The following is a 25,290-nucleotide window of genomic DNA, read 5'->3' as shown; positions in this document are numbered from 1 at the left end:
GCTCTGTCTTTCGCAACGGGATCCCGCTAGCATGGTGGCTTTCAAACAGTGAAGGACAGGGAATGACAGCGCGCCTTTTGCAACGTTTACGTAACTGGATTAATCCGCTTTTTCCAGCCAGCTATCGTTGGCCCGCCGTGGATATTCAGTCGGGCGAATGCCGGTTTCATCTGGTGGGTAGCATTCATATGGGCACCCGTGACATGCAGCCCCTGCCGGTCCGGCTGCTACAGCAGTTGCAAAAAGCCGATGCGCTGGTGGTTGAAGCGGATATTACCCAGGGAGGATCGCCATTTGAAAACACGGAAGAGCGTCCGCCACTGATCGCCAGAATGGATGATGATGCGCTGGCGAAGCTTGAAACACTGTGCAACGAAACCGGTCTGTCCCTGAGCCGGTTTGATACGTTACCGGCCTGGCAGATTGCGCTGATGCTACAGGCCCAGCAGGCCCAACGGCTGGGGTTACGTCCTGATTTCGGTATTGATTATCAGCTGCTACAGGCCGCGCGGGCGATGGATAAACCCGTGATTGAACTGGAAGGTGCGCAGGCGCAAATCACCCTGCTGAAATCCTTGCCCGACGATGGCATGGCGCTGCTGGCGGATACGCTGACCCACTGGCACACCAACGCACGCATGTTGCAAACGATGGTGAGCTGGTGGCTGGAAAGCCCGCCACGCGATCCCCAGATTGCGTTGCCAGCGACATTCAGTCAGACCCTGAACGACACGCTGATTAGCCAGCGTAACAGCCAGTGGTGTGATCATTTACGTCGCCTGCCTTCGGGTCGATACGTCGTCGCGGTCGGCGCTCTGCATTTATATGGCGAGAATAACCTGCCGGGAATGATGCGCGTCAGATAACTCACGGCAAAAAAAAGAGAGCCGACAGTCATATCGGCTCTTCAAAGAGGAATGTGTTAATGATTTTAGTTGTCGCCAACAACAGGATTGCTGGCGCGTGGCAATTCTCGCCTAAAGCACATTATTTCGCCACATTTATTGTTCATTAATACGTAATAAGATTTTTCTGAATATGAGGCAACAATGACGCCCGCGGTAAAACTACTGGAAAAACAAAAGGTCAGCTTCACACTGCATCCTTATGAGCATGACAGTAACGAAACCAGTTTTGGCGACGAAGCGGTTCGTAAGCTCAACCTGGACGCCCGGCAGGTGTATAAAACCCTGCTGGTGGCGTTGAACGGCGAGGCGAAACACCTTGCCGTGGCCGTTACGCCCGTCGCCACTCAGCTCGACCTCAAGAAAGTGGCAAAAGCGTTCAATGCCAAAAAAGCCGAGATGGCCGATCCCATGCTGGCCCAGCGCATCACCGGTTATCTGGTGGGCGGTATCAGCCCGCTGGGCCAAAAAAAGCGCCTGCCTACGGTGATCGACAGCTCTGCAAATGCCTTTGCGACGCTGTTTATTTCCGGCGGTAAGCGCGGGCTGGATATCGAGTTAAGCCCACAGGATCTGTCACGGCTGCTGGAGGCACCCTTAGCGGATATTGCCCGACGCGACTAAGCCGGTTGCAGTGCGCAGAGTTCATCAATCATCCAGCGCCCGGCAGGACCGGGTGGATTGCGGCGCGACCAGACGACGTCAACCGCGATGCGCTGCGGCCATCCTGGTAAGGGCAACTCCTTTAAAACACCATGTCCAAACTGTTTCACCAGCCAACGGGGTAAAATACTCCAGCCAAAGCCCTGTTCCGCCATCTCCAGCAGCACATAATAGGTTTGAGCAGACCAGGCTCTCCCCTGGAAAGTCGGTGCACGACGATCGGTCCAGGTATTGAGGCGCAGGTGACGAAGAGGTTCGAGCTGACTTTCGCTGATCGTGGTTTCCCACGCCAGGGGATGATCACGATGCAGATAAACTCCTAATTCAGCATCAACCTGCAGGCGCGCGATCGCAATGTCAGCCGGCAGCGTTGGCTGTGCACGAATCACCCCAATATGCGCACGCCCGGTTTGCAACAGCTCAACGACATCATCATCTTCCGCCGCAATGCCTTCCAGCTCGACATCAGGATAATGCTGATCAAATTGCTTAAGCAGTCGCTGATGGTAATGCGTTTGCCAAAAATCTGAGACTGCAACGCTGAGCCGCGGCTCTGTTCCCTCGGACAAGCGCGTCGCCAGCGCATCCAGTCGCTCGCTGGCGGCGAGGATTTGCTGCACCTGAGGCAGCACGCGTCGCCCCTGCTCGGTGAGCTGTGGCTGGCGGCCGCGCCGGTCAAACAGGGCGAAACCGAGATCGGCTTCCAGATTAACCACAGCCACGCTGACGGTAGACTGGCTTTTTTTTAACGCCCGCGCGGCGGCTGAGAACGAGCCGCTGGCAACGGTCTGGACAAAGGCTTCCAGAGATTCCGGTGAGTAACGCATGAGAACCATCGCTTTTATCGATAGATGATCATTTTATCTTAGCATTTTATCGTGGGAGAATGCGCAGCCTGAATAAAGGAGATTGAAATGCAAACCCGTTCGCTCACAGAACGCATCGTCCATGCCACCCTGTTTGAAGGCCTGGCCATCGTGACGATTGCTCCGCTGGCAGCATGGTTTATGAATAAACCCCTGTTTCAGATGGGAGCGCTGGCGATCATGCTGTCTACGGTGGCGATGCTGTGGAATATGATTTACAACAGCGTGTTTGATCGGTTTTATCCGCCAGGGCAGAAACGTCGCGCCCTGCTTCGAGCGCTGCACGCATTGGGTTTTGAGGGCGGTTTTATCCTGATAGGCCTGCCGCTGGCGGCCTGGATGCTGGAGATTTCACTGTGGCAGGCATTTTTAATTGAAGTCGCGTTTTTTCTGTTCTTTCTGCCCTACACCTTCGTCTACAACCTGGTGTGGGACAAACTGCGTCCACACTGGTTCGGTCGCAAATCCTGCCGCGCCTGAAAACAAGCAGGGAGGCGTTCTCCCTGCCTGGACTTAATGCAGCGTTGCACTCTCTCCATTCCAGTGCCGGATCCACGTCAGCACCATTTTAGGATAGCGCCGCAACGGCGTCGCGTCTTTCGCTTCATCCTTTGGTGGTGCTGCCTGCTCAGCCTGATAAATAACCGCCTCACGTGGCTGGTAATCGCTGGCGTTCACCGGAGAATGGGCGCTTAGCCAGTCCCGCAGGACCTGCGCATCCACCTTGCCGCTGTTCACATAACCCGGATGCGTGTCGATGCGCGGATAGCCATCCCCGCCTGCGGCATTAAAACTGTTTGTCGCCATACGATAGGTTTTTTCATCTGCCAGCGGCTGTCCGTTGATCCTGACCTGGCTGACGCTGCTGCCGTTGGCGATCAGGCTGACGTTGGCCAACTGGGCAAAACCGCCTGAATCAGGTTTGATGTTTGCCACAACCGCCAGATAGCGTTTGATCTCTGCGCCGGTCAGCGTGACGGAAACGACCTGATTACCGAAGGGTTGTACCTGTAACAGATCGCGCCAGGCAACCGGGCCGGATGTCAGCGAGGTACGGATCCCGCCCCCGCTCATCACGGCGAAGTCAGCCTGCGTTGCGGCCATCTGCGCACGCAGTATTAACTGCCCAATGGCGCTTTGTTTAAACCGCACGGTTTCTTTTTCGCCGGGGAAATCCCCTTTAATGCTTCCCACGTTGACCCGTAGCTTCGCGTCTGCGCGCTTTTGAAAAGGCGTCAGTAGTTTCATCATTGCGGTGTTAGCCGGGATGGCTTCCTGCCAGGTCAGTGAGGATTCACTGCCATCAAGATTTTTGATTTTGTGTTTGAGGTTGACCGGTATCAGCTGGTAGGCCTCCAGCGTCACCTCTCCATTGCGGTAGGTAAAATCGCCGCGCCCTACGTATTTACCCCATTTTTCCGCCTGCATGATCCAGACGCCGTTCTGCCGATCGGGCTCACAGGGTTGGCCTGGCTGATAGTCTTTACGGCTGACATTCTCTTTTTCCATACATACCGCATCGTGAGAATGCCCCCCGACAATCATATTGAGGGTACCCTTTGGCAGACTGCGGGCCAGCGTCACGTCATCAACACCGTTACTGCCGTGTTGACCGTCGTCATAATGGCCAAGATGGGTTAACGCGACGATAACGTCGGGCTTCTCAGTAGCACGCAGCTCGGCGACGGCCTTTTCGGCCTCGGCAATGGGATCGCGGAATTCGATATCGCTTAACTGCGCAGGATTTGTCAGCCGGGCGGTATCGGGGGTAATCAATCCGAGCACGGCGATTTTTAACCCCATGCGCTGAAATACAGCCCAGGGCTTAAACAGGCGCTTACCACTGCTTTTTTGATAGACGTTGGCGGCCAGGAACGGAAATTTGGCCCATTTTTCCTGCTTACGCAGGACGGCGAGCGGTTTATCGAACTCGTGATTGCCCAGCGTCATGGCGTCGTAGCCAATCAGGTTCATGCCGCGAATGTCGGGTTCCGCGTCCAGCTCATCCGACTCAGGCACGCCGCTGTTAACATCGCCAGCAGACAAGATTAACGCCCCACCGCCTTTGGCCTGAATATCGTAACGCTGCGTATCCATTAGCGTTTTTTGCGCCGCCAGCCCGTATTCACCCTGATCATTAGTCCAAAAATGCCCATGTTGATCGTTGGTATGCAGAATGCTGAAACGGTAACTGCGGTCAGGCACTGCAGCATGAGTAAACAGCGACGATAACATCACGAGCAATGCCAGACCTGCTCCTGTCCCTCGAAATATCAACACAGCCCTTCTCCTTTGATTGTTATCCGTTTCACCCGCCGGCCATCGGCGCCCTTCTGTGTCGCACAGAAATGGCCGTAACTCAAGATGAATACGGCTCCATCTGGCCATTATGGCAGGCCAGGCGACCTGACAGGAAACGCCAACCGTCTGATTTATCCGCTCTCTTTTCTCTGACGCGCTGTTAAAAGGCTAAATGTTGACGGGATATGAAGGCATTGTTCATTAAACCTGCAACATTGTTAACCGCTGCGACATTAACTCGACAAAGTGGGTCTTTGCGCTTTTTCCGACATCACTGCTGTTTTCAGCTCAACCTGACAGCCAGACTTTTTTCATGAGTGCTGTCAGCTTTGCGCTGTAGCTTCGGCACAATAGTCTGTTTTCACGATGTTTTTACCCGACATCCAGCACAGCGATGGTACCGCTGCTTCAATCTGAAAAAACCGCTATTACGCTTGTGAGGCTGACTGGCCTTAGCAAATCTCACGCTGGTTCCGGTTGGTGACGGTTTATAGCGCATTCGCGCATCATTGGCGTCACGTCTGTGTCATTTAACGGGCGTAAACTTATTCCGTTCTGTTCCTGATGAAGCGCTAAACCAGCCGATGATAGGGATAAGTGATAAAAACAGCCTTCCGATTGCATTTTTCTCGTATTTGCATAATTTTTTCTGTTAATCCCACAAATTATTCAGCGATCCTTTCCGATATGCATTAGACTCATTTGTTACAAGCGGACACATTTATACCCATGGAGACTGGCATGCATCACACCACACCGTTGATTACGACTATCGTCGGGGCTCTGGTCCTGGCTTTTCTCCTTGGAATGCTGGCAAATCGGTTACGCATTTCGCCGCTAGTGGGTTATTTAGTCGCGGGCGTACTGGCTGGCCCTTTTACGCCGGGGTTTGTGGCTGATACCAATCTGGCACCGGAACTCGCAGAGCTGGGCGTTATCCTGCTGATGTTCGGCGTCGGTCTGCACTTCTCACTCAAGGATCTGATGTCGGTAAAGCGGATAGCCATTCCCGGCGCTATCGCACAGATCGCTGTGGCGACCTTACTGGGAATGCTGATGTCGTGGGCGATGGGCTGGTCCTGGATGACGGGCTTAGTGTTCGGTTTGTGTCTTTCTACCGCCAGTACCGTGGTGTTGCTGCGCGCATTAGAAGAGCGTCAGCTTATTGAAAGCCAGCGCGGCCAGATTGCTATTGGCTGGTTGATTGTTGAAGATTTGGTCATGGTGCTTACGCTGGTCCTGCTGCCCGCGATTGCCGGCATGATGGAACAGGGTAACGCCAGCGCCAGCCTGGTGATATGGGACCTGCTCTGGACCATCGGTAAAGTCGCCGCCTTTATGGTGTTAATGATGGTCGTCGGTCGCCGTGCCGTGCCCTGGATCCTCGCGAAAAGTGCCGCAACGGGTTCACGTGAGCTGTTTACGCTGGCCGTATTAGCCCTGGCGCTGGGCATTGCGTTTGGCGCCGTCGAGTTCTTTGACGTCTCTTTTGCCCTCGGGGCCTTCTTTGCCGGTATGGTGCTGAACGAGTCCGAGTTAAGCCAGCGCGCCGCGCGCGACACGCTGCCGCTGCGTGATGCCTTTGCGGTGCTGTTCTTTGTGTCTGTCGGGATGCTGTTCGACCCGATGATCCTGGTGAAAGAACCGCTGGCGGTGCTGGGGGCGCTGGTGATCGTCGTGATAGGAAAATCTGCCGCGGCGTGGTTTCTGGTCTCGCTGCTGGGTCATTCACGCCGCACCGCGATGACCATTTCGGTCAGCCTGGCGCAAATCGGCGAGTTTGCCTTTATTCTTGCCGGGCTGGGGATCTCCCTGGGGCTGCTGGATGAAGAGGGCCGTAATCTGGTGCTGGCTGCTGCCATTCTTTCTATCATGCTCAACCCGGTGCTGTTTACCCTGCTGGGGCGCTATCTGTCTAAGAACGAAACGATGGAGCAGCAGACGCTCGAAGAGGCGCTGGAAGAAGAAGAACAACAGATTCCGGTGGATATCTGCCATCACGCGGTAATCGTTGGCTATGGTCGCGTCGGCAACCTGCTGTGTGAGCAACTGATGGCGCTCAATATTCCGGTGGTGGTGGTCGAAAGCTCGATTCCTCGCGTCAAAGCACTACGCGATCAGGGCATTCGGGCCGTGCTGGCCAATGCTGCCCGCGCAAACACGCTGGAGTTAGCCCGTGTGGACTGTGCAGCCTGGCTGCTCATCACCATTCCCAACGGATATGAGGTGGGGGAAATCGTTACCGCCGCCCGCCAGAAAAAAGCGGACATCAACATCATTGTGCATGCCCATTATGATGATGAGGTGGAGTACATTCTGGAACGTGGCGCAAACCATGTCGTGATGGGCGAACGCGAGATTGCCGCCAGCATCATTCAGAAACTGCAGGAAAACCTTGAGCAGGAGCACACCAGGCTCGCCTGTGAAGGCAACAGCTAATGCCCTGCCCTTCAGCAGCGGCAGCGTTGCTGAGGGGCAGTTTGTCTTTCCGGCTTAACGATCCCAGTAGGACTCTTCCAGGCTGTCTTCCCGCTCGGGCAGGCCGCGCGTCAGTCGGGGAGAATGCTGGTTCAGCACCTGATAGCTTACCCGGTTCGCATATTTGCAAACCTGCGCCAGGGACGAATAGGTGAGATAAGCGCGCGCATGCTTACTGGAATTAGGCACGTTGCGGCGATGATAATTGTTTGCCGTAATATCGTGCAGCAATGCGGCCAGTGCGCCGTCCCCTGCCCCGTTGGTATTCATGATCTTTTCCGGGCCGCCCATATAAGGGGCGATGTGAGAAAAAATGCGTAGCGGCTGCTGGCAGTCCTGTTTACGCATCGCCCGGCTAAATTCGTACAGGTTGAACTCCGCAATCGCGCCAGGCAGCAGCGGATGATTCGTTTTGCGCTTGAACGCCTCTTCCGTATAACCCGCCATATACAATCCGGTCGGCCCTGCGGTACACAACACCAGGTCAACCCATTCCAGCGCCATATCCGATGCCAGCAGAGGATCGGCTTCGCCGGTCAGCGCCAGGGCTTCTTCTTCGTTCATGGCCACAATTGAAACGTGATCGCGCAGAAAATCGCGCCAGAACTGCGGGTTGTCGCCGATGACGTGTTTGGTGCCCAGCGTCAGGACCACGGGCACGTTGTGGCGTTTGGCGTATTCAATGGCCTTTAACGTTGCCTCAGGCATGGGCTCGCCCGCCTCGCAGCGGATCAGATAGGAGGTCAGCACCAGCGCAGAGGCGCCCGCAATAACGTCTTCAGGGACGTTTTCCGCCCTGAGCTGATTCATTTGCCCCGGGCTGATAGCAAAGGTGCGGTCGCCCTGGTCGCCAATCAGCGTAAAGCAGCGGCCAATCGCACCGTCAACGCCCTGCAGATAGTTCAGGTCCATTCGGCTGGAGGTATTACACAGATAGCGGTAGGCATAACCGCCAATCTGGATATTGTTGCACATCACGCCCAGCAGTACGGAACGATCGTCCGCCAGCACCGAGAAATTATGCAGCGTATTACCAATTGTGCCGCCCGCAAACTGGTGAGTCACCAGTTCGTTACGCATCAGTTCCGCATACAGCGCTTCCGCAACGGCATCGTCGATAACCAGCGAATGACCAGCGCTCAGGCCGTAGCGAACAAGAAAGGCGTCATCAACTTTGGCTTCGATATCGACCAGCGTCTGATCGATACCAACCACCCAACTGCCGTCTTCACTATCAAATTGGGAGGACTGTAACAGCGGATCGCGGGCGCTAACGGGGAAGTAATGTTTGGATTTACGTTTGCCGGGAAATTTCATGGTAACTGCCGTGAGAAAAAACAGGCAGAGAAGCATATCACATTCTGTGTCGTGACTTTACTGTCGCAAGTGAACCCACTGCATACTCATCTCAGTATGTTCTGCCATTGTATTTAGCACCAGGCGAACCTCAGCCTTCTGTCCAGCAGCATGCAGGAAGAGGAGAGAAACAGACACAGAGGGGGAGTCAACGCGTTGAGGGCAAAAGGGGCCAGCCTGGCCAGCCCCAATCCGCTTAGCCGAGAATCTTAGCCAGCTCTGCGCTCACGTCGGACACGTTGCGCGTACCGTCGATCTTGTGATACGCGGTGTGCCCCGCTTCCGCTTCTTTGCTGTAGTAAGCAATCAGCGGCGCAGTCAGCTGATGGTATTCCACCAGACGTTTGCGCACCGTTTCTTCCTGATCGTCTTTGCGCGTGGTCAGCTCTTCACCGGTCACGTCGTCCTTGCCTTCCACTTTCGGTGGATTGAATTTGACGTGGTAGACGCGGCCTGATGGCGCGTGAACACGGCGGCCTACGATACGCTCAACAATCAGCTCGTCCGGTACGGCGAACTCCAGCACGTAGTCCACTTTAATACCGGCTTCTTTCATTGCGTCAGCCTGAGGAATGGTGCGTGGGAAACCATCAAGCAGGAAACCGTTTTTGCAATCTTCCTGGGTGATGCGCTCTTTAACCAGCGCAATGACCAGCTCATCAGTAACCAACTTACCGGCATCCATAATGGCTTTCGCCTGGTTGCCAAGTTCGGTGCCAGCTTTAACCGCTGCACGCAGCATGTCGCCAGTGGAGATCTGCGGAATGCCGTATTTCTCCATGATGAATTGGGCTTGAGTCCCCTTACCTGCGCCCGGAGCTCCGAGCAGAATAATACGCATTGCGTAAATCCCCTTGCGAATCGCATTGATGAATCTGAGAAGCGGAAGAACATACCATTATGACCCGCCCACCACAAGGAAGCGGCGGGTCAGGAAAGTTTAGTGTACTGGCTTTAGCGCGTGATAGCAGTGCGTCAGGTCAGCGAAAGGGCATTTTCGGACTGGCGGCTTATGCTGAATGCATTTCATGGCGTTTGCGCAACAAAACGGCTCGCTGAAATCAGGCGATGCACTTAAGCAAAAAAAACCGGTGGACCTTGCCACCGGTTTTGATTGGCTTACGCCGTCAGTAACTGATTCATACGGCGGATAAACTGGTTAGGATCGTCCAGCGTGCCGCGCTCGGCCAGCAGCGCCTGATCCAGTAACAGCTCTATCCACTCACCGAAGCGGGTTTCATCCTGGGTATCCGCCACGCGTTTCACCAGTTGGTGATCGGGGTTGATTTCAAAGATGTATTTCACTTCCGGCACATCCTGACCTGCCGCAGCAAACAGTTTGGCCATTTGCGTGGTCATCTCGTTCGCATCCGTGGTCACAATCGCCGGCGTATCGGTCAGGCGGTGCGTCAGACGCACTTCTTTCACGCGCTCACCCAGCAGCGTTTTCACGCGCTCAACAAACGGCTCCAGCGCTTTTTCAGCTTCTTTCTGCTCTTCCGTCTCTTCGTCGGCCAGCTTATCCAGTGCGTCATCGGCTTTGCTGACAGACTGGAAGACTTTACCGTCGAACTCGGTCAGGTAGCTCATCATCCATTCGTCGATGCGATCGGACAACAGCAGCACTTCGATGCCTTTCTTACGGAACAGCTCCAGATGCGGGCTGCTGTTGGCGGCGGCATAGCTGTCGGCCGTGATGTAGTAGATCTTCTCCTGACCTTCTACCATGCGGCTGACGTACTCTTCCAGCGAAACGGTTTGCGCCGCGCCTTCGCTTTGGGTACTGGCAAAGCGCAACAGTTTAGCAATCGCTTCTTTATTCGCGTGATCTTCCGCCGGGCCTTCTTTCAGTACCAGACCGAACTCTTTCCAGAAGGTCTGGTATTTTTCGCTGTCATCTTTTGCCAGTTTATCCAGCATCTGCAGCACACGCTTGGTCAGCGCGCCACGCAGGCTCTGGGTTACCCGGCTGTCCTGCAGGATTTCACGCGATACGTTAAGCGGCAGATCGTTTGAGTCAATCAGGCCGCGCACGAAGCGCAGGTAATTCGGCATGAACTGCTCGGCATCATCCATGATAAACACGCGCTGTACGTACAGTTTCAGGCCATGTTTATGATCGCGGTTCCACATGTCGAACGGCGCACGCGCCGGGATATAAAGCAGGCTGGTGTACTCCTGTTTACCTTCCACACGGTTGTGGCTCCAGATAGCCGGATCGCTGAAATCGTGGGCGATGTGTTTGTAAAACTCGTTGTACTCTTCATCGCTGATGTCAGCTTTGTTGCGCGTCCACAGCGCCTGGGCCTTGTTGATTTTCTCCCAGGTGGTGGTGCCGGTCTCTTCGTCTTTGCTTTCGATTTCTACCGGCAGGGCAATGTGATCGGAGTACTTACTGATAATGTTGCGTACGCGCCAGCTATCAAGGAACTCATCTTCGCCCTCGCGCAGGTGCAGGGTAATTTCGGTACCGCGTTCGGCTTTGCTGATATCCGCGATGGTGTAATCCCCTTCACCCGCGGATTCCCAGAAGACAGCTTCATCTTCTGCCGCGCCCGCTGCACGGGTGCGCACAGAGACCTTGTCGGCCACGATAAACGCCGAATAGAAGCCTACGCCAAACTGACCGATCAGCTGGCTGTCTTTCGCCTGGTCTGAGCCCAGAGACGCCAGGAAAGATTTGGTGCCTGATTTAGCAATGGTGCCCAGGTTTTCAATCACTTCATCACGACGCATGCCGATACCGTTATCGCTCAGCGTAATGGTACGGTTGTCCTTATCCACAGAGAGACGCACGCGCAGGTCGCCATCGCCTTCATACAGGCTGGCATCAGACAGCGCGCGGAAGCGCAGTTTATCTGCCGCATCCGAAGCATTGGAAATCAGCTCACGCAGGAAAATCTCTTTGTTTGAATAGAGAGAATGGATCATCAGGTGCAGAAGTTGTTTTACCTCTGACTGAAAGCCACGAGTCTCTTGTCCTTTCATGGTCATTGCTACCTCAACAGAATCAGATTTAACGAACGTTGAGGAGGATGTGGGGATAAATGAGAGGTTTTCAAGCCGGTGTCTTTCACAACACCGGCAAGCGTTTAAAATTTAATCTTTTGACGACCGGCGAGGGAGTGGGACAGCGTGGTGCCATCGACCATTTCCAGTTCACCGCCCATCGGAACCCCATGCGCAATACGGCTCGCGTCGACGCCATACTGTCCGCACAATTCAGCGATGTAGTTCGCGGTAGCTTCACCTTCAACCGTGGGATTGGTCGCCAGAATCACTTCGTGAAGCGTTTCTTTTTCCAGCCGTTGTTCCAGTCGGTCAAGACCAATATCGGCTGGACCAATGCCGTCCAGCGGCGAAAGATGCCCCATCAACACGAAATAGCGGCCGGCAAATTGCCCGGTTTGCTCAATAGCATGGATGTCTGCCGGGCTCTCAACCACGCAAATTTGACCATTTTGCTGACGCCGGGGATTGGCGCAAATGGTGCAAATTTCCTGCTCGGTGAAGGTGCGGCAATCGGCACAGTGGCCGATTTCCGACATCGCCCGGGTCAGGGCCTGCGCCAGCCGCATTCCGCCACTCCGATCGCGCTGTAGCAGTTGAAACGCCATACGCTGGGCCGATTTAGGCCCAACGCCCGGCAAACAGCGCAGCGACTCCATTAAAGACTCTAGCAGGGGGCTGGTTTGCATCAGAACGGCATCTTGAAGCCTGGTGGCAGCTGCATACCTGAAGAGACAGAGGCCATTTTCTCTTTCTGCACTTCGTCAATGCGACGAGCGGCATCGTTGAATGCGGCGGCAATCAGATCTTCCAGCATGTCTTTGTCGTCCTCAAGCAGGCTCGGATCGACTTCTACCCGGCGGCAGTTGTGAGCACCGTTGATCGTGACCTTGACCATGCCAGCACCTGATTCACCCGTGACTTCCAGGGCGGCAATTTCTTCCTGAACCTGGGCCATTTTGTCTTGCATCTGCTGGGCCTGCTTCATCAGGTTGCCCAATCCGCCTTTACCAAACATAGTTTTCTCTCTCTGCTGAGGCTACAACGCGGTTTATTCAGACCGTTGCAGCGTGTTCAAACGGGTCGAATGCTTTCCTCATCCAAATCGGCATCAAAAAAGCGACGAAGGGTTTGAATGTGGGTGTCACTCAAGATTGACTGACGCGCCTGCGCCAGCTTCTCTTCGTAAATGGCCTGACGCCACTCCAGTGGCGTCAATACCGAAGAATTATCGTCTTCAATAACCGACAGTTCAACCTGATGGCCTGCTGCCTGACTTAACGCGGCGCTCAGGGCCTGCTGCGCCGACGCGGAATTCAGGTGGCGCTGACTGGAACGTAAATGCAGGCAAATGCCGTTATCCGTGGTTTCTTTCCATGCATTCAGGGCCAGTTGCTGAACCAGTTTAGGCAGCGGTAAGCCCGCGACCTCTGCCGCCCATGCATCGCGCTGCTGGGCTTCTTCCGCCAGTCGCGCGGCCAGCTCAGGATTTTTCTCATGCTCCAGCGCAGAACGCAAGGCTTTTGGCGTCGCGACCGGCTCAGCGACCTCTGTCACTGGCGTCTGTGCTTTCCAGCGGTAAGCCTCTTTTTTTACCGGTGCCGCAGGCGTGCTGTCTCGGACTCGCTGCTGGCTGCGTTCGGTAACAGAGGCCAGTCGTTCCAGCGCAGAGTTGGCCGGCCGCGCACCTGGCGCTGCCGGCTCACTCTTTTTTGCTTTGTTTGCTCCCTGGCGCAGCAACTGGGTGCGCGCCTGCAGGAGCTGGCTGGTGGAGCTGGACAGTGACGGATCGGGCGAAGCCGGCGGCACGGCCTGCTGACTGACAGCCGGTTCCGGCGCGGCCATTTGCGGCTGCGCCGCGGGCGCCTTTTCAGCGGGCTGGGCAGCGACATTCTGCACCGGTGCCGGTGCCGACTGCGCCGTCAGCGTTGGCCGCGCGATCGGTTCGGCGATGGCTGCCTTAGGATGGAACGCCAGGGCGCGCAGCAATGTCATTTCAATCCCCATGCGGCGATCGGGCGCAAGCGGTAAATCTTTACGCCCCATGAGCAGGGTTTGGTAGTACAGCTGGAGATCGGCCGGTGGCACCGCGCGCGCCAGCTCACGCAGGCGTAACGCATTGCTCTCTTCATCGTCATTGAGCGACGTGGGCAGGAGTTGCACCATGGCAATCCTGTGCAGCAGGCGCAGCATCTCAACCAGCAGGGCTTCCCACTCAACGCCGCGTGAAGCAGCCTGGGCTAGCAGCGTCATCATCTGTTCGCCATTGCCCTCAACCACGGCTTCGAGCAGACCAAGCGGCTGTTCATCATCAAGCGTTCCGAGCATCGTGCCCACGGTGGCGCTGGTCACGCTGCCCTCGCCCATTGCAATGGCCTGATCGGTAAGGCTTAACGCGTCACGCATGCTGCCATCGGCGGCTCTGGCGAGCAGTTGCAGGGCGCGTGGCTCACGCGCGATCTGCTCCTGCTCTAAAACATGATCCAACTGCTGGCGGATCTGATCGACCTCAAGCGCTTTTAGATGAAACTGCAGGCAGCGCGACAGAATCGTCACCGGCAGTTTTTGCGGATCGGTCGTGGCCAGCAAGAATTTTACATGCGAAGGCGGTTCTTCCAGCGTTTTCAGCAGGGCGTTGAAGCTGTGACGCGACAGCATGTGCACTTCATCGATCAGGTAGACTTTAAACCGGCCGCGCGCGGGCGCGTACTGCACGTTATCGAGCAGATCGCGTGTGTCTTCCACTTTGGTGCGCGAGGCCGCGTCAATCTCAATAAGATCGACAAAGCGCCCCTGCTCAATCTCACGACAGTTGTCGCACTGACCGCAGGGTGTTGCGGTAATACCGGTTTCGCAGTTAAGCCCTTTTGCCAGCAGACGGGCAATCGTAGTTTTCCCTACGCCCCGCGTGCCGGAGAAGAGATAAGCATGATGGATGCGTCCCAGAGACAATCCATTCGCCAGCGCCGTCAGAACATGTTCCTGACCGACAACATCAGCAAACGCCTGTGGACGCCATTTTCGGGCAAGTACCTGATAGCTCATGTGGTTTCGACGAATTTGGATGGAAATGTGAGCGCAGACGCACTGCAACCCCTGTATATGATTGCAGTAGTCTAACAGCTACGCTTTCACCTATCACTCGTTATCTTGAACAGGGAAAGATGTGCGGCCTGGCGGAGCTCGAGGCCGCAAGCGAGGGTTAGTGGCCGGGAAAATTGACCAGGCTGTAGCTGTCAACGCCCAGCGCCTTGAGACGCGCTTCACCTGCCAGATCGAACAGGTTGATAATAAATGCCGCATCCTTAACTTCGCCGCCTGCACGACGAATCAGTTTGATGGTCGCTTCGAGCGTGCCCCCCGTTGCCAGCAGGTCGTCGACCACCAGCACCACATCGCCTGGCTGAATAGCATCTTTGTGCAATTCCAGTCGGTCGGTACCGTATTCCAGCTCGTAAGCTTCGCTGAAGGTTTCACGTGGCAGTTTGCCCGGCTTGCGCACCGGAACAAAGCCCAGCCCCAGTCCGAGGGCGACAGGTGCCCCGAACAGGAAACCCCGCGCTTCCGTGCCCACCACTTTGGTGATGCCTTTATTGCGATAACGCTCTACCAGCAGCGAGATGGACGCGGCATAGGCTTTTGGGTCTTCCAACAGGCTGGTGACGTCACGGAAAAGAATACCCGGCTTCGGGTAATCAGGAATACTTTTGATACTGTTTTTAATCAGTTCAAGCTGCTGCGCAGTGTCGTTCATAATCTTAAGCCTGGTAAAAAAAATTCTGTTCTGTTTTGCGCAGCTTCAATAGCGCCAACACCGGGTTAAAGGCTCAGCGAAGAGGCATGAATAATGGGAAGCTACACACGAAGAGGCCCAAATCTAAGCAAATGGTCGGCTAATTGCAACTTTATCGCGGCGGTAAACGTTCATCCGCTGTTTCTGCCACCACCGGCATGCGCCCGATAAACAGCAGTAGCACAGCCAGCATAATAAGTAACATGACGCGTACCCACCACAGCGGAACCAGCCAGAGAGACACCGCAAAGGTTATTACAATCACGATCATCGCCCGGCTTTTTGCACCGGGGGGCATGCCACGATGCTGCTGCCAGTGGCGGATATAACGGCCAAAAGGCGATCTCCAGAGCAGCCAGTAGTGGAATCGGGGAGAGGAGCGGGCAAAACACCAGGCCGCCAGTAGCATAAATGGCGTGGTGGGTAATAAAGGTAATACAATACCCAGTATGCCAAGCACAATCGCCAGCCAGCCAAGGGTCAATAATACTATGCGTTGCATAACGATCGCTCAGCGCGTTTCCAGTCCCGTAACCTTAGCATACCTGAGTCTCGGGCGATGAGTTACGTCACTGCACACCAACGCCTGCTTAACTGCATGCTTGATTTACGACAGGATATTGCCAGCCATCCTGATGGATACTGCCGTTCCCCCCGCTTTGACAGCCAGCTCTTTACCACCAAAGGCACCCGGCTGGCGGATTATTTGCAGGAGATTGAACACAATTATCAGCGTTTGTGCCAGCCCAACGGTGACGTGGCCCGCAGCCAGTGGCTGGCCAGCCATCTGGTCGATCAGATTGCTGCTCTGCAACGTGAGGCCCGCACCCAACAGTTGCGTAGCCCACAGGAGCGCGCTCAGCCCTCTTCCCGGCAGCGAAAATATCAGGAATACCGCGAGTATGAACGTCGACTGCAGGCTATGATCGACCAGCGTGAACAGCGAATGGCGCTGGCGGAAACGCTGGCCGTGCAGCAGCAGTTGAAGAAAGACCTGGAGGTGCTCGAAGGTCGTATGGCACGCTGTCGACAGGCCATCCGTTCGGTGGAGTGGGCAATGTCGCTGGCAAACAGCGCCTTTAACACTTAATGCGCTATCCGTGCTGGAGGGGATTCCCGGATGGCACGCTTATCTGGCCCATGATACAACTGCTCAGGAGGAAATATGTCCCTGGAAACGGCGCCTGAAGAGGTCAAACTGGCCGTCGATCTCATTCAGCTGCTTGAAGAGAATCAGATCGCGGTAGAAACCGTGCTGTCTGCACTGGCCATCGTTCAGCGCGACTTTGAAAGAAAGCGCGACACGCAGCGTAAAGATTAGGCCTTTTTAGCCAGCGTTGGGCTGAAGCGCAGCATATCGATCAGCGCATCAACCAGCACAGGCGCATCGGTAACCAGATCAAACTTATCGGGTGTAAACAGCCAGCTTTCCATCATGCCGTTCACGTAGCCGCGCATAATCAGCGCGGCCTGACGCGTCTGGAAGGTTTCCGGGAGCTGCCCGGCATCAATGCACTGGCGCAAAACGTCTTCTATTTCATTGTAACGCTCCAGCAACAGGATTTGCTGAATGCTTTTTACCGCCGCCATTTCCCCCACAAACTCGCATTTGTGGAAGATAATTTCCATTAGCGCGCGGCGCTGAGGATCTCTGGCCGTCGCCTGAAAGATATACACCAGCATCGCTCGCAGAATGGAAAGTGGATCACCGGGGTATTTTGTCTGATACTCAAGTTTCACATCATCCAGCCCTGCATCACTGCGAAGCCATATTTCGTTTAACAAATCGGCTTTGTTTTTGAAATGCCAGTAGATTGCCCCCCGTGTTACGCTGGCTGCGGATGCGACATCCGCCAGGGAAGTGGCTGAAACCCCCTCTTTAGAAAAAAGGGCAAGTGCAGCGTCAAGAATTTGATGCCGGGTTTCAAGAGCTTGCGCTTTGGTTTTTCGTGCCATAGGGGACTTTTTTTACAATCGAGTAAGTTTACATACATTTGTGAATGTATGTACCATAGCACGACCTAAACTCTTACGCAGCAATGGGTTCCTGGCTTTGTGATCCATTGATCATTCGATATCGGACTCTAGAGGTTTATTTATGACTAAATTCAGAGGGTTAACGCCTCTGGCGGCCGTCCTGATGCTATCAGGCAGCTTCGTGTTAACAGGATGTGACGGAAATAAATCCGACCAGGCCGCCCAGCAGCAGCAGCCACCTGAGGTGGGTGTTGTTACGGTTAAAAGTGAACCCCTTAAAATTTCGACTGAATTACCCGGCCGCACTTTGGCTTTTCGTATTGCTGAAGTTCGCCCGCAGGTTTCCGGTATCATCCTGAAGCGTAACTTCATTGAAGGCGGAGAGATCAAAGCAGGGGAATCGCTGTATCAGATCGATCCGGCGACCTATCAGGCGTCCTACGACAGTGCTAAAGCCGATTTAGCGAAGGCGGAGGCTAACGCACGCATTGCGCAGCTTACCGTGAATCGCTATAAGCCGCTGCTCGGCACTAAATACATCAGTCAGCAGGATTATGATACGGCTGTGGCCACCGCCGCGCAAAACAATGCCGCGGTTCAGTCAGCCAAAGCCAATGTGGAAACCGCCCGTATTAATCTTGCCTACACCAAAGTCACCTCGCCCATCAGCGGCCGTATCGGTAAGTCTTCCGTAACGGAAGGTGCGCTGGTGCAGAGCGGGCAAACCACGGCGCTGGCAACCGTGCAGCAGCTTGATCCGATGTATGTCGATGTCACCCAGTCGAGTGAAGATTTCCTGCGTTTACGTTCAGAACTCGAATCGGGTCAGCTGAAACAGAACGATGGCAAAGCGAATGTCACCCTGCTGATGCAAAACGGCAAAGACTATGCTCAGCCGGGTACGCTGGAATTTTCCGACGTGACCGTTGACCAGACCACCGGATCCATCACCCTGCGTGCGATCTTCCCGAACCCCGACAAAGCGTTGCTGCCTGGCATGTTTGTCCGTGCTCGTCTGGAGGAAGGCACCAACCCGAATGCCCTTTTAGTGCCACAGCAGGCGGTGAGCCGTACGCCAACCGGCGATGCCTCTGTCATGGTGGTGGGCGCGGATAACAAGGTTGAAGCACGTAAGATTAAAGCGGCCCAGGCTATTGGCGACAAATGGCTGGTGACTGATGGGCTTAAAGCGGGTGAGCGCGTGATCTTTACCGGTCTGCAACGCGCAAAACCGGGTGCGCAGGTTACGCCTAAAGAAGTCACCGATGATGCCAAAGCCGCCAGCGGCGATCCGTCCAAAGCGCAGTCTGCTAAAACATCGTCATAACAGGAGCCGTTGATACATGGCTAAGTTCTTTATCGATCGCCCCATCTTTGCGTGGGTTCTTGCTATTATCGTGATGCTAGCGGGCGCGTTATCGATTCTTAAATTACCGATCGAGCAATATCCCAATGTTGCGCCGCCGGCAATTGAGATTCAGGCCAACTACCCAGGTGCTGACGCCAAAACGCTGCAAGACTCGGTGACTCAGGTCATCGAACAGAACATGAATGGTATTGATGGCCTGATGTATATGTCATCAAGCAGTGACTCATCGGGCGCACTGACGCTGACGATTTCGTTTGAGTCAGGCACCGATGCCGATATCGCCCAGGTTCAGGTGCAGAACAAACTGCAACTGGCCATGCCTTTGCTGCCTCAGGAAGTGCAACAACAGGGGATTCAGGTTAAAAAATCCTCCAGTAGCTTCCTGATGGTCGCCGGTTTTATCAGCGATGACGGCAGTATGAATCAGAACGATATTTCTGACTACGTTGCCTCAAACATCAAAGATCCGATCAGCCGTACGCCTGGCGTCGGTGATACCCAGGTATTCGGGGCGCAGTATGCCATGCGTATCTGGATGGATCCCAGCAAGCTTAATAACTATCAGTTAACCCCTGTTGACGTTATCAACGCGCTGAAAACCCAGAACGCCCAGGTCGCTGCCGGTCAGTTAGGCGGCACGCCACCGGTGCCGGGACAGCAGTTGAACGCCTCTATCATTGCACAAACCCGTCTGACCTCGACCAAAGAGTTCGGCAACATTCTGCTTAAGGTGAATGCTGACGGTTCTCAGGTTCGTCTGCGCGATGTGGCTCAGATTGAGCTGGGTGGGGAAAACTACGAAATCATCGCACGTTATAACGGTAAACCCGCTTCCGGTATTGGTATCAAACTGGCGACCGGGGCTAACGCCCTGAACACGGCGGAGGCGGTGAAGGCAGAGCTGGCTAAACTGCAGCCCACTTTCCCGGCGGGTATGAAGGTCGTTTACCCTTATGACACGACACCTTTCGTAAAAATCTCGATTTTCGAAGTAGTGAAGACACTGATGGAAGCCATTCTGTTGGTGTTCCTGGTGATGTATCTGTTCCTGCAAAACTTCCGTGCCACGCTGATTCCGACCATCGCCGTGCCTGTTGTTCTGCTGGGTACCTTTGCCATTATCAGCGCCTTTGGCTACTCGATAAACACCCTGACGATGTTTGGGATGGTGCTGGCCATCGGCTTGCTGGTCGATGACGCCATCGTAGTGGTCGAGAACGTCGAACGCGTAATGGTGGAAGAAGGGCTGCCGCCCAAAGAGGCCACCAAGCGATCGATGGAACAGATTCAGGGCGCGCTGGTCGGTATTGCCCTGGTGCTGTCGGCAGTATTCATTCCTATGGCCTTCTTCGGCGGATCTACCGGGGTCATTTACCGTCAGTTCTCGATCACCATTGTTTCAGCGATGGCGCTGTCGGTACTGGTTGCGTTAATTCTGACGCCGGCGCTCTGCGCCACCATGCTCAAGCCGGTGAAAAAAGGCGATCATGGCAAAACCACCGGTTTCTTTGGCTGGTTTAATCGCCTGTTCGACAAGAGCACGCATCACTATGTCGACAGCGTGGGCCATATCGTTCGCGGTACCGGTCGCTATCTGCTGCTTTACCTGCTGATTGTGCTGGGCATGGCGTTTCTGTTCCTGCGCCTCCCCTCTTCCTTCCTGCCGGAAGAAGATCAGGGCCTGTTACTGGCTCAGGCACAGTTGCCTGCGGGTGCAACCCAGGAACGCACGCAGAAGGTGCTGGATCAGGTTTCTGACTACTTCCTGACAAAAGAGAAGGACTCGGTTAAGTCGGTCTTTACCGTTGCCGGTTTTGGTTTTGCCGGACGGGGCCAGAACACCGGTATCGCCTTCGTCAGCCTTAAACCCTGGGATGAGCGTACCAGCAGCGATATGAAAGTCCCGGCTATACAGGGACGTGCCATGCAGGCATTGGGGCAAATCAAAGACGGTATGGTCTTTGCGTTTAACCTGCCGGCCATTATTGAATTAGGGAACGCGACAGGCTTTGACTTTGAGCTGATCGATCAGGCAAACCTGGGCCACGACAAGCTAACACAGGCGCGTAACCAGCTGTTTGGCATGATTGCCCAGCATCCGGATACGCTGGTCGGTGTTCGCCCTAATGGCCTGGAAGATACGCCGCAGTTCAAGCTGGATATCGACCAGGAGAAAGCGCAGGCGTTGGGCGTGTCACTCAGTGACATCAACACCACGCTCGCAGCCTCGTGGGGCGGCTCTTACGTCAATGACTTTATTGACCGCGGTCGTGTGAAGAAAGTGTACGTGATGGGTAAAGCCGACGCGCGTATGCTGCCGGACGACATCAATAAGTGGTTTGTCCGTAACAGCAACGGCGAGATGGTGCCCTTCTCTGCCTTCTCTTCGGCACACTGGCAGTATGGTTCGCCGCGTCTGGAACGCTATAACGGTCTGCCTGCCATGGAGATCCTGGGTCAGGCCGGACCGGGCAAGAGTTCCGGTGAAGCCATGAATCTGATGGAAGAACTGGCCTCTAAACTGCCAACCGGCATCGGTTTTGACTGGACGGGAATGTCCTATCAGGAACGTCTGTCAGGCAACCAGGCACCGGCTCTTTATGCCATTTCACTGATTGTGGTGTTCCTGTGTCTTGCTGCCCTGTATGAGAGCTGGTCCATCCCGTTCTCTGTCATGCTGGTCGTTCCGCTCGGTGTGGTCGGTGCATTACTCTTCACCACCTTACGTGGCCTGAGTAACGACGTTTACTTTGTCGTGGGGTTACTGACAACCGTTGGCCTCTCGGCGAAGAACGCCATCCTGATCGTGGAATTTGCGAAGGATCTGATGGAGAAAGAAGGTAAAGGCCTGGTGGAAGCGACGCTTGAAGCCTGTCGTATGCGTCTGCGTCCGATCCTGATGACCTCGCTGGCCTTTATTCTTGGCGTACTGCCTCTGGCCATCAGCACCGGCGCAGGCTCAGGTGCCCAGAATGCGGTCGGTACGGGCGTAATGGGCGGTATGGTGACCGCCACCGCGCTGGCAATCTTCTTTGTACCGGTATTCTTTGTGGTGGTGCGCCGTCGCTTCGGTAAGAAAGCGGACATCGAAAAGGATCATCCTGTCGATAACCACTCGCATTAATCCGTAAACATAAAGGCCGCGTCAGCGGCCTTTTTTTTTGTCCTCATCGTGCCTTCTCATACCTGACTGCTCACATTCTCTGTCTGCCACGCCGATGGGCCCGATGCCCGCTCAACTCTGACTGCACCTCGCCCTCTCCGCTATGGATTTCTTTTCCGCCTGTCTCACGCGCATCGCCACCGGGCAGTATTGTTACTGCCCCTGTTTTTCCCTGCTTTTTGGAGGGTTGCAATCGAATCGGCTGCGGCGCATAATATTGTTATAGTATAACATTACATTAGTGAGAATCATGAAAGCGAATATTCATCCTACCTATCGTGCAGTGGTGTTCCACGACACTTCTGCTGACGTGTATTTCAAAATCGGTTCCACCATCAAGACCGATCGTACCGTTGAGTTTGAAGGCGAAACCCTGCCTTACGTTACGCTCGACGTCTCGTCGGCATCTCATGTGTTTTATACCGGTAAGCAGAAAGACTTTGCTAAAGAAGGCAGCACTGCCCGCTTCAACCAGCGCTTTGGCCGCTTTCTGGGTCGCCGATAAGAGAGGACATGATGCAGGTATTAAGTTCGCTGCGCTCGGCGAAGAATCGCCATCGGGATTGCAAGGTTGTGCGCCGTAAAGGCCGCATCTATATCATCTGTAAAACGAATCCGCGCTTTAAAGCCGTACAGGGAAGAAAGAAAAAACGTTGATGTGTGTCGTGAACCTTAGCCGGAATGTCGCTCACCCGCCATTCCGGCTTTTTTTATGCTCAGCGCATGCTGTTCAGCATCGCCTCTACGTTATGTTTAAAAGCGGCCTCGTAGGTGGGTGCAGGGCCGGAAGCCGTTGACAGCGCTTCAGGATAAAGCTCTCCCCCCGGCTTCGCGCCCGTGGCGCTGGCAATCTGCTTCACCAGACGAGGATCGGTCTGGTTTTCCATAAAGTACGTTTTAATATGCTGCTGCTTAAGCTGCGTGATCAGGCTGGCGACATCGTTGGCGCTGGCTTCCGCTTCCGTTGAGAAACCGACAGGTGCCAGGAACGAGACGCCATAACGTTGCCCAAAATAGCCAAAGGCATCGTGGCTGGTCAGCACTTTGCGTTTTTGCTGCGGGATAGCCGCAAAAGACGTTTTGGCCCAGCTGTCCAGCTTCTGGAGCTGCTGAATATACTTTTCGCCGCGCTTACGGATATCATCGGCATCCTGCGGATCGGCCTTGATTAGCGCATCCATCACGTTTTTGGCATAAATCGTGCCGTTATACATGCTGTTCCAGGCATGAGGATCGGTGATGGTTTTGCCATCTTCTTCCATCGTCCGCGTTTCGATGCCCGTTGACGCCACTACGGGTTGACCTTTATAGCCCGAGGCACTCACCAGACGATTCATCCAGCCTTCCAGCCCCAGCCCGCTGACGAAGACCACATCCGCTTTCGCCAGCGCTTCGCTGTCTTGTGGTGTCGGTTCAAAGGTGTGCGGATCGCCATTTGGCCCGACAAGACTCTTCACGTGGACGTGATCGCCACCAATTTGCTTCACAATATCGGCCAGGACGGTAAAACTCGCTACCGCATCGACCGTTTTTGCCATAGAGAATGGACTGATGACTAACGCACCGACTGCCAGACTAATGGGGAATATCTTCATAGCTACCTCTGATTAATGGCGGCGCAAAATCCCACCGCACGGCCCTGTTAAGATGGAGAGAAAGAACAGCATTGCGGCACTCAACACCACCGCCGGTCCTGCCGGCAGTGAAAAGTGCCAGGAAAGCACCAGCCCGGCAAACGCCGACAGCACGGCCATCAGCATGGCCGAGCCCAGCATGATGACGAGGTGACGACTCCAGAAACGGGCGCTGGCGGCGGGCAACATCATCAGCCCCACCGACATCAAGGTTCCCAGTACCTGAAAACCTGCGACCAGGTTGAGCACCACCAGCGTCAGAAAAATACCGTGCACCAGCGGCGCGCTCCATTTGCCCTGTGCGCGCAGAAAGTCGGAATCGAATGCATCAATGACCAGAGGACGGTAAATGACGGCCAGCATCAGCAGCGTAAACGCGGCGATACCACCGACCACCGCCAGCGCAGGGTTATCCACCGCCAGCAGGGAGCCAAACAGAACGTGCAGCAGATCAACGCTGGATCCGCGAAGTGAGACGAGCGTGACGCCCAGCGCCAGCGAGCCCAGGTAAAAGCCAGCAAAACTGGCATCTTCTTTGAGCGGCGTGTAACGACTCACGGCACCCGACAGCAGTGCCACCGCCAGGCCGGCAATCAGCCCGCCCACGCCCATCGCAACCAGGGACAAGCCGGAGAGTAAATAGCCGATAGCGGCACCGGGCAGTACGGCATGGGATAAGGCATCCCCAATCAGACTCATGCGGCGCAAAGAGAGAAAAACGCCTAGCGGGGTGGCGCTAAATGCAAGCGCGACACAGGCCACCAGCGCCCGTCGCATAAAGCTGAACTCAATAAACGGTTGAATAATTGTCACGGCGCCACGCTCCGTAAGGGCGCGGCATCGATCACACTGCGGCGGTGAGCACCATCATCCATAGACAAGACATCGCTAAAATAACGCTCAACCAGCGGGCGATCGTGGAGCACCACCATGAGCGTGGTGCCAGCCTGCTGCTGCTGCTGCAAGATGGACATCAGTAGCGTTACCGTCTTGCTGTCAATGCCGTTAAAAGGCTCATCAAGCAACCACAGGCGACTACGTTGCAGCATCAGCCGGGCAAACAGCACACGCTGCAGCTGTCCGCCGGATAAGGTGGCAGGTTGAGCATCGGCATAGTCGCTCATCTGCACCGCCTCCAGGGCCTCGCTAATTTCTTTACGCAAGCGCCGGTTGATTCCGCCAAACCAGCCACAGCGCGGCCAGCAACCTATTGAAACCAGCTCGTACACGGTTAAAGGAAAACGTGTTTCCAGCTCGCTTCGCTGAGGCAGCCAGCCAACTTCCCGGCGCGGAAGATGCAGTTCACACTGCCCCTGCACTGGCGGCAATAAGCCAGCGATGGTTTTAATCAGTGTGGATTTTCCGCTTCCGTTCGCACCAATCAGCGCGGTCATGCTGCCCTGGGGCAACTGGGTGGTCAGAACGGGTGAGACAGATTGCCCTTGATAACCCACCTGTAGATTTCTCAACGCTATCACGGCTGCATTCCCCACCACATCGCTGTTGCCAGAACAGCGATTAACAGGAGAGCCACCACTAACCGTCCTCCGAGTGACATTAACAGTCCACTTTGATTCATCACCGCACCAAAAAAAATGTTATAACATAACAACTATGATATCCGATGTTGTCGCGTTATCACCACGGCAATGTGTTTCAAAAAATAAACCAGCGCACGATTTGCCATAAAAAGGGCTATAGAGAAGCAGCAACGAATCAACCACTTGCTTAAATTTGCCCTCAACGAGGCCTTATTATGTGTGGCGGACTACTTGC

General features: G+C 54.9%; 24 protein-coding genes and 1 other annotated feature. Of the genes, 10 read left to right on the top strand and 14 right to left on the bottom strand.

The annotated features are described in order from the left end of the window. Positions 1–62 precede the first annotated feature (62 nt). Together QLG08_RS11375 and ybaK are read left to right on the top strand one after the other, a co-directional pair. Positions 63–866, top strand: coding sequence for a TraB/GumN family protein (locus tag QLG08_RS11375; RefSeq protein WP_013024931.1), 804 nt, complete (start codon positions 63–65; stop codon positions 864–866). 183 nt (positions 867–1,049) lie between these two features. After that, on the top strand, positions 1,050–1,529 hold the full coding sequence (gene ybaK, locus QLG08_RS11370; protein WP_013024930.1) for a Cys-tRNA(Pro)/Cys-tRNA(Cys) deacylase YbaK: 480 nt from the start codon (positions 1,050–1,052) through the stop codon (positions 1,527–1,529). On the opposite strand, the gene QLG08_RS11365 is transcribed toward ybaK, so the two are convergent. Then, complete coding sequence (locus QLG08_RS11365) at positions 1,526–2,395, bottom strand: LysR family transcriptional regulator (RefSeq protein WP_029569720.1); 870 nt, start codon at positions 2,393–2,395, stop codon at positions 1,526–1,528. The two genes, ybaK and QLG08_RS11365, sit on opposite strands and share 4 nt — an antisense overlap. Positions 2,396–2,482: 87 nt before the next feature. Here QLG08_RS11365 and QLG08_RS11360 point away from each other — a divergent pair, with 87 nt between their 5' ends. Further along, positions 2,483–2,914, top strand: coding sequence for a multidrug/biocide efflux PACE transporter (locus QLG08_RS11360; RefSeq protein WP_029568499.1), 432 nt, complete (start codon positions 2,483–2,485; stop codon positions 2,912–2,914). A 33-nt stretch (positions 2,915–2,947) separates the two neighbouring features. On the opposite strand, the gene ushA is transcribed toward QLG08_RS11360, so the two are convergent. Further along, positions 2,948–4,714, bottom strand: coding sequence for a bifunctional UDP-sugar hydrolase/5'-nucleotidase UshA (ushA, locus tag QLG08_RS11355; protein ID WP_210531390.1), 1,767 nt, complete (start codon positions 4,712–4,714; stop codon positions 2,948–2,950). 762 nt (positions 4,715–5,476) lie between these two features. Between ushA and ybaL the strand changes: the two genes are divergently transcribed. Continuing rightward, positions 5,477–7,174 carry a YbaL family putative K(+) efflux transporter gene (gene ybaL, locus QLG08_RS11350; RefSeq protein ID WP_022622652.1) on the top strand — a complete coding sequence of 566 codons (1,698 nt, stop codon included), beginning with the start codon at positions 5,477–5,479 and terminating at the stop codon, positions 7,172–7,174. A gap of 54 nt (positions 7,175–7,228) precedes the next feature. Here ybaL and QLG08_RS11345 read toward each other — a convergent pair whose 3' ends face one another. From QLG08_RS11345 to QLG08_RS11310, 8 genes are all read right to left on the bottom strand, one after another. Beyond that, positions 7,229–8,530, bottom strand: coding sequence for an inosine/guanosine kinase (locus QLG08_RS11345; protein WP_029569719.1), 1,302 nt, complete (start codon positions 8,528–8,530; stop codon positions 7,229–7,231). Between the two features lie 235 nt (positions 8,531–8,765). Next, positions 8,766–9,410 carry an adenylate kinase gene (adk, locus tag QLG08_RS11340; RefSeq protein WP_014606422.1) on the bottom strand — a complete coding sequence of 215 codons (645 nt, stop codon included), beginning with the start codon at positions 9,408–9,410 and terminating at the stop codon, positions 8,766–8,768. A 278-nt stretch (positions 9,411–9,688) separates the two neighbouring features. Continuing rightward, positions 9,689–11,557: a molecular chaperone HtpG gene (gene htpG, locus QLG08_RS11335; protein WP_176697699.1), complete on the bottom strand. Its 1,869-nt coding sequence runs from the start codon at positions 11,555–11,557 to the stop codon at positions 9,689–9,691. Positions 11,558–11,661: 104 nt separating this feature from the next. After that, a complete protein-coding gene (gene recR / locus QLG08_RS11330) occupies positions 11,662–12,267 on the bottom strand; it encodes a recombination mediator RecR (RefSeq protein ID WP_014606423.1) in 606 nt (201 codons plus the stop codon). Beyond that, positions 12,267–12,596: a YbaB/EbfC family nucleoid-associated protein gene (locus QLG08_RS11325; protein ID WP_013024920.1), complete on the bottom strand. Its 330-nt coding sequence runs from the start codon at positions 12,594–12,596 to the stop codon at positions 12,267–12,269. The genes recR and QLG08_RS11325 overlap by 1 nt, the downstream gene beginning before the upstream one ends. 56 nt (positions 12,597–12,652) lie before the next feature. Beyond that, entirely contained in the window at positions 12,653–14,623 is a 1,971-nt protein-coding gene (gene dnaX / locus QLG08_RS11320) for a DNA polymerase III subunit gamma/tau (protein WP_022622653.1), read from the bottom strand. After that, positions 13,250–13,311, bottom strand: a sequence feature (DnaX frameshifting element). (Overlaps the previous gene by 62 nt.) A gap of 157 nt (positions 14,624–14,780) precedes the next feature. Beyond that, positions 14,781–15,332 carry an adenine phosphoribosyltransferase gene (apt, locus tag QLG08_RS11315; RefSeq protein ID WP_282472914.1) on the bottom strand — a complete coding sequence of 184 codons (552 nt, stop codon included), beginning with the start codon at positions 15,330–15,332 and terminating at the stop codon, positions 14,781–14,783. 151 nt (positions 15,333–15,483) lie between these two features. Beyond that, on the bottom strand, positions 15,484–15,873 hold the full coding sequence (locus QLG08_RS11310; RefSeq protein ID WP_013024916.1) for a DUF454 family protein: 390 nt from the start codon (positions 15,871–15,873) through the stop codon (positions 15,484–15,486). 57 nt (positions 15,874–15,930) lie between these two features. Between QLG08_RS11310 and QLG08_RS11305 the strand changes: the two genes are divergently transcribed. Together QLG08_RS11305 and rsmS are read left to right on the top strand one after the other, a co-directional pair. After that, complete coding sequence (locus QLG08_RS11305; RefSeq protein WP_014593092.1) at positions 15,931–16,461, top strand: primosomal replication protein; 531 nt, start codon at positions 15,931–15,933, stop codon at positions 16,459–16,461. Positions 16,462–16,536: 75 nt separating this feature from the next. Beyond that, on the top strand, positions 16,537–16,692 hold the full coding sequence (gene rsmS / locus QLG08_RS11300; RefSeq protein WP_013024914.1) for a pleiotropic regulatory protein RsmS: 156 nt from the start codon (positions 16,537–16,539) through the stop codon (positions 16,690–16,692). Here the strand turns inward: rsmS and acrR are convergent. After that, positions 16,689–17,327, bottom strand: a complete 639-nt coding sequence (gene acrR / locus QLG08_RS11295; RefSeq protein WP_013024913.1) for a multidrug efflux transporter transcriptional repressor AcrR — start codon at positions 17,325–17,327, stop codon at positions 16,689–16,691. The genes rsmS and acrR overlap by 4 nt on opposite strands. 142 nt (positions 17,328–17,469) lie before the next feature. Here acrR and QLG08_RS11290 point away from each other — a divergent pair, with 142 nt between their 5' ends. The 4 genes from QLG08_RS11290 (at position 17,470) to ykgO (ending at position 22,537) form a co-directional block, all read left to right on the top strand. Continuing rightward, positions 17,470–18,675, top strand: a complete 1,206-nt coding sequence (locus tag QLG08_RS11290) for an efflux RND transporter periplasmic adaptor subunit (protein WP_013024912.1) — start codon at positions 17,470–17,472, stop codon at positions 18,673–18,675. 16 nt (positions 18,676–18,691) lie between these two features. Then, positions 18,692–21,841 (top strand): multidrug efflux RND transporter permease subunit AcrB, encoded by a 3,150-nt coding sequence (locus tag QLG08_RS11285; RefSeq protein WP_014593090.1) that lies wholly within the window; start codon positions 18,692–18,694, stop codon positions 21,839–21,841. A 289-nt stretch (positions 21,842–22,130) separates the two neighbouring features. Next, on the top strand, positions 22,131–22,385 hold the full coding sequence (locus tag QLG08_RS11280) for a type B 50S ribosomal protein L31 (protein WP_014606427.1): 255 nt from the start codon (positions 22,131–22,133) through the stop codon (positions 22,383–22,385). Positions 22,386–22,396: 11 nt separating this feature from the next. Beyond that, positions 22,397–22,537, top strand: coding sequence for a type B 50S ribosomal protein L36 (ykgO, locus tag QLG08_RS11275; protein ID WP_014606428.1), 141 nt, complete (start codon positions 22,397–22,399; stop codon positions 22,535–22,537). Between the two features lie 59 nt (positions 22,538–22,596). On the opposite strand, the gene QLG08_RS11270 is transcribed toward ykgO, so the two are convergent. Genes QLG08_RS11270 through QLG08_RS11260 form a run of 3 tightly spaced genes read right to left on the bottom strand, consistent with a single transcriptional unit; the run spans position 22,597 to position 24,992 of the window. Then, positions 22,597–23,475: a metal ABC transporter substrate-binding protein gene (locus QLG08_RS11270; protein WP_019106635.1), complete on the bottom strand. Its 879-nt coding sequence runs from the start codon at positions 23,473–23,475 to the stop codon at positions 22,597–22,599. A 12-nt stretch (positions 23,476–23,487) separates the two neighbouring features. Continuing rightward, a complete protein-coding gene (locus tag QLG08_RS11265; RefSeq protein WP_013024907.1) occupies positions 23,488–24,327 on the bottom strand; it encodes a metal ABC transporter permease in 840 nt (279 codons plus the stop codon). Then, positions 24,324–24,992, bottom strand: coding sequence for an ABC transporter ATP-binding protein (locus QLG08_RS11260; protein ID WP_014606429.1), 669 nt, complete (start codon positions 24,990–24,992; stop codon positions 24,324–24,326). Before QLG08_RS11260 ends, QLG08_RS11265 begins: the two co-directional genes overlap by 4 nt. Between the last annotated feature and the right edge of the window lie 298 nt (positions 24,993–25,290).

The sequence above is a fragment of the Pantoea sp. V106_11 genome, assembly GCF_029967885.1.
Classification (GTDB): Bacteria; Pseudomonadota; Gammaproteobacteria; order Enterobacterales; family Enterobacteriaceae; genus Pantoea; species Pantoea ananatis.
Note: the sequence above shows the minus strand (reverse complement) of the source record. Positions and strands in the feature narration are given on the sequence as shown.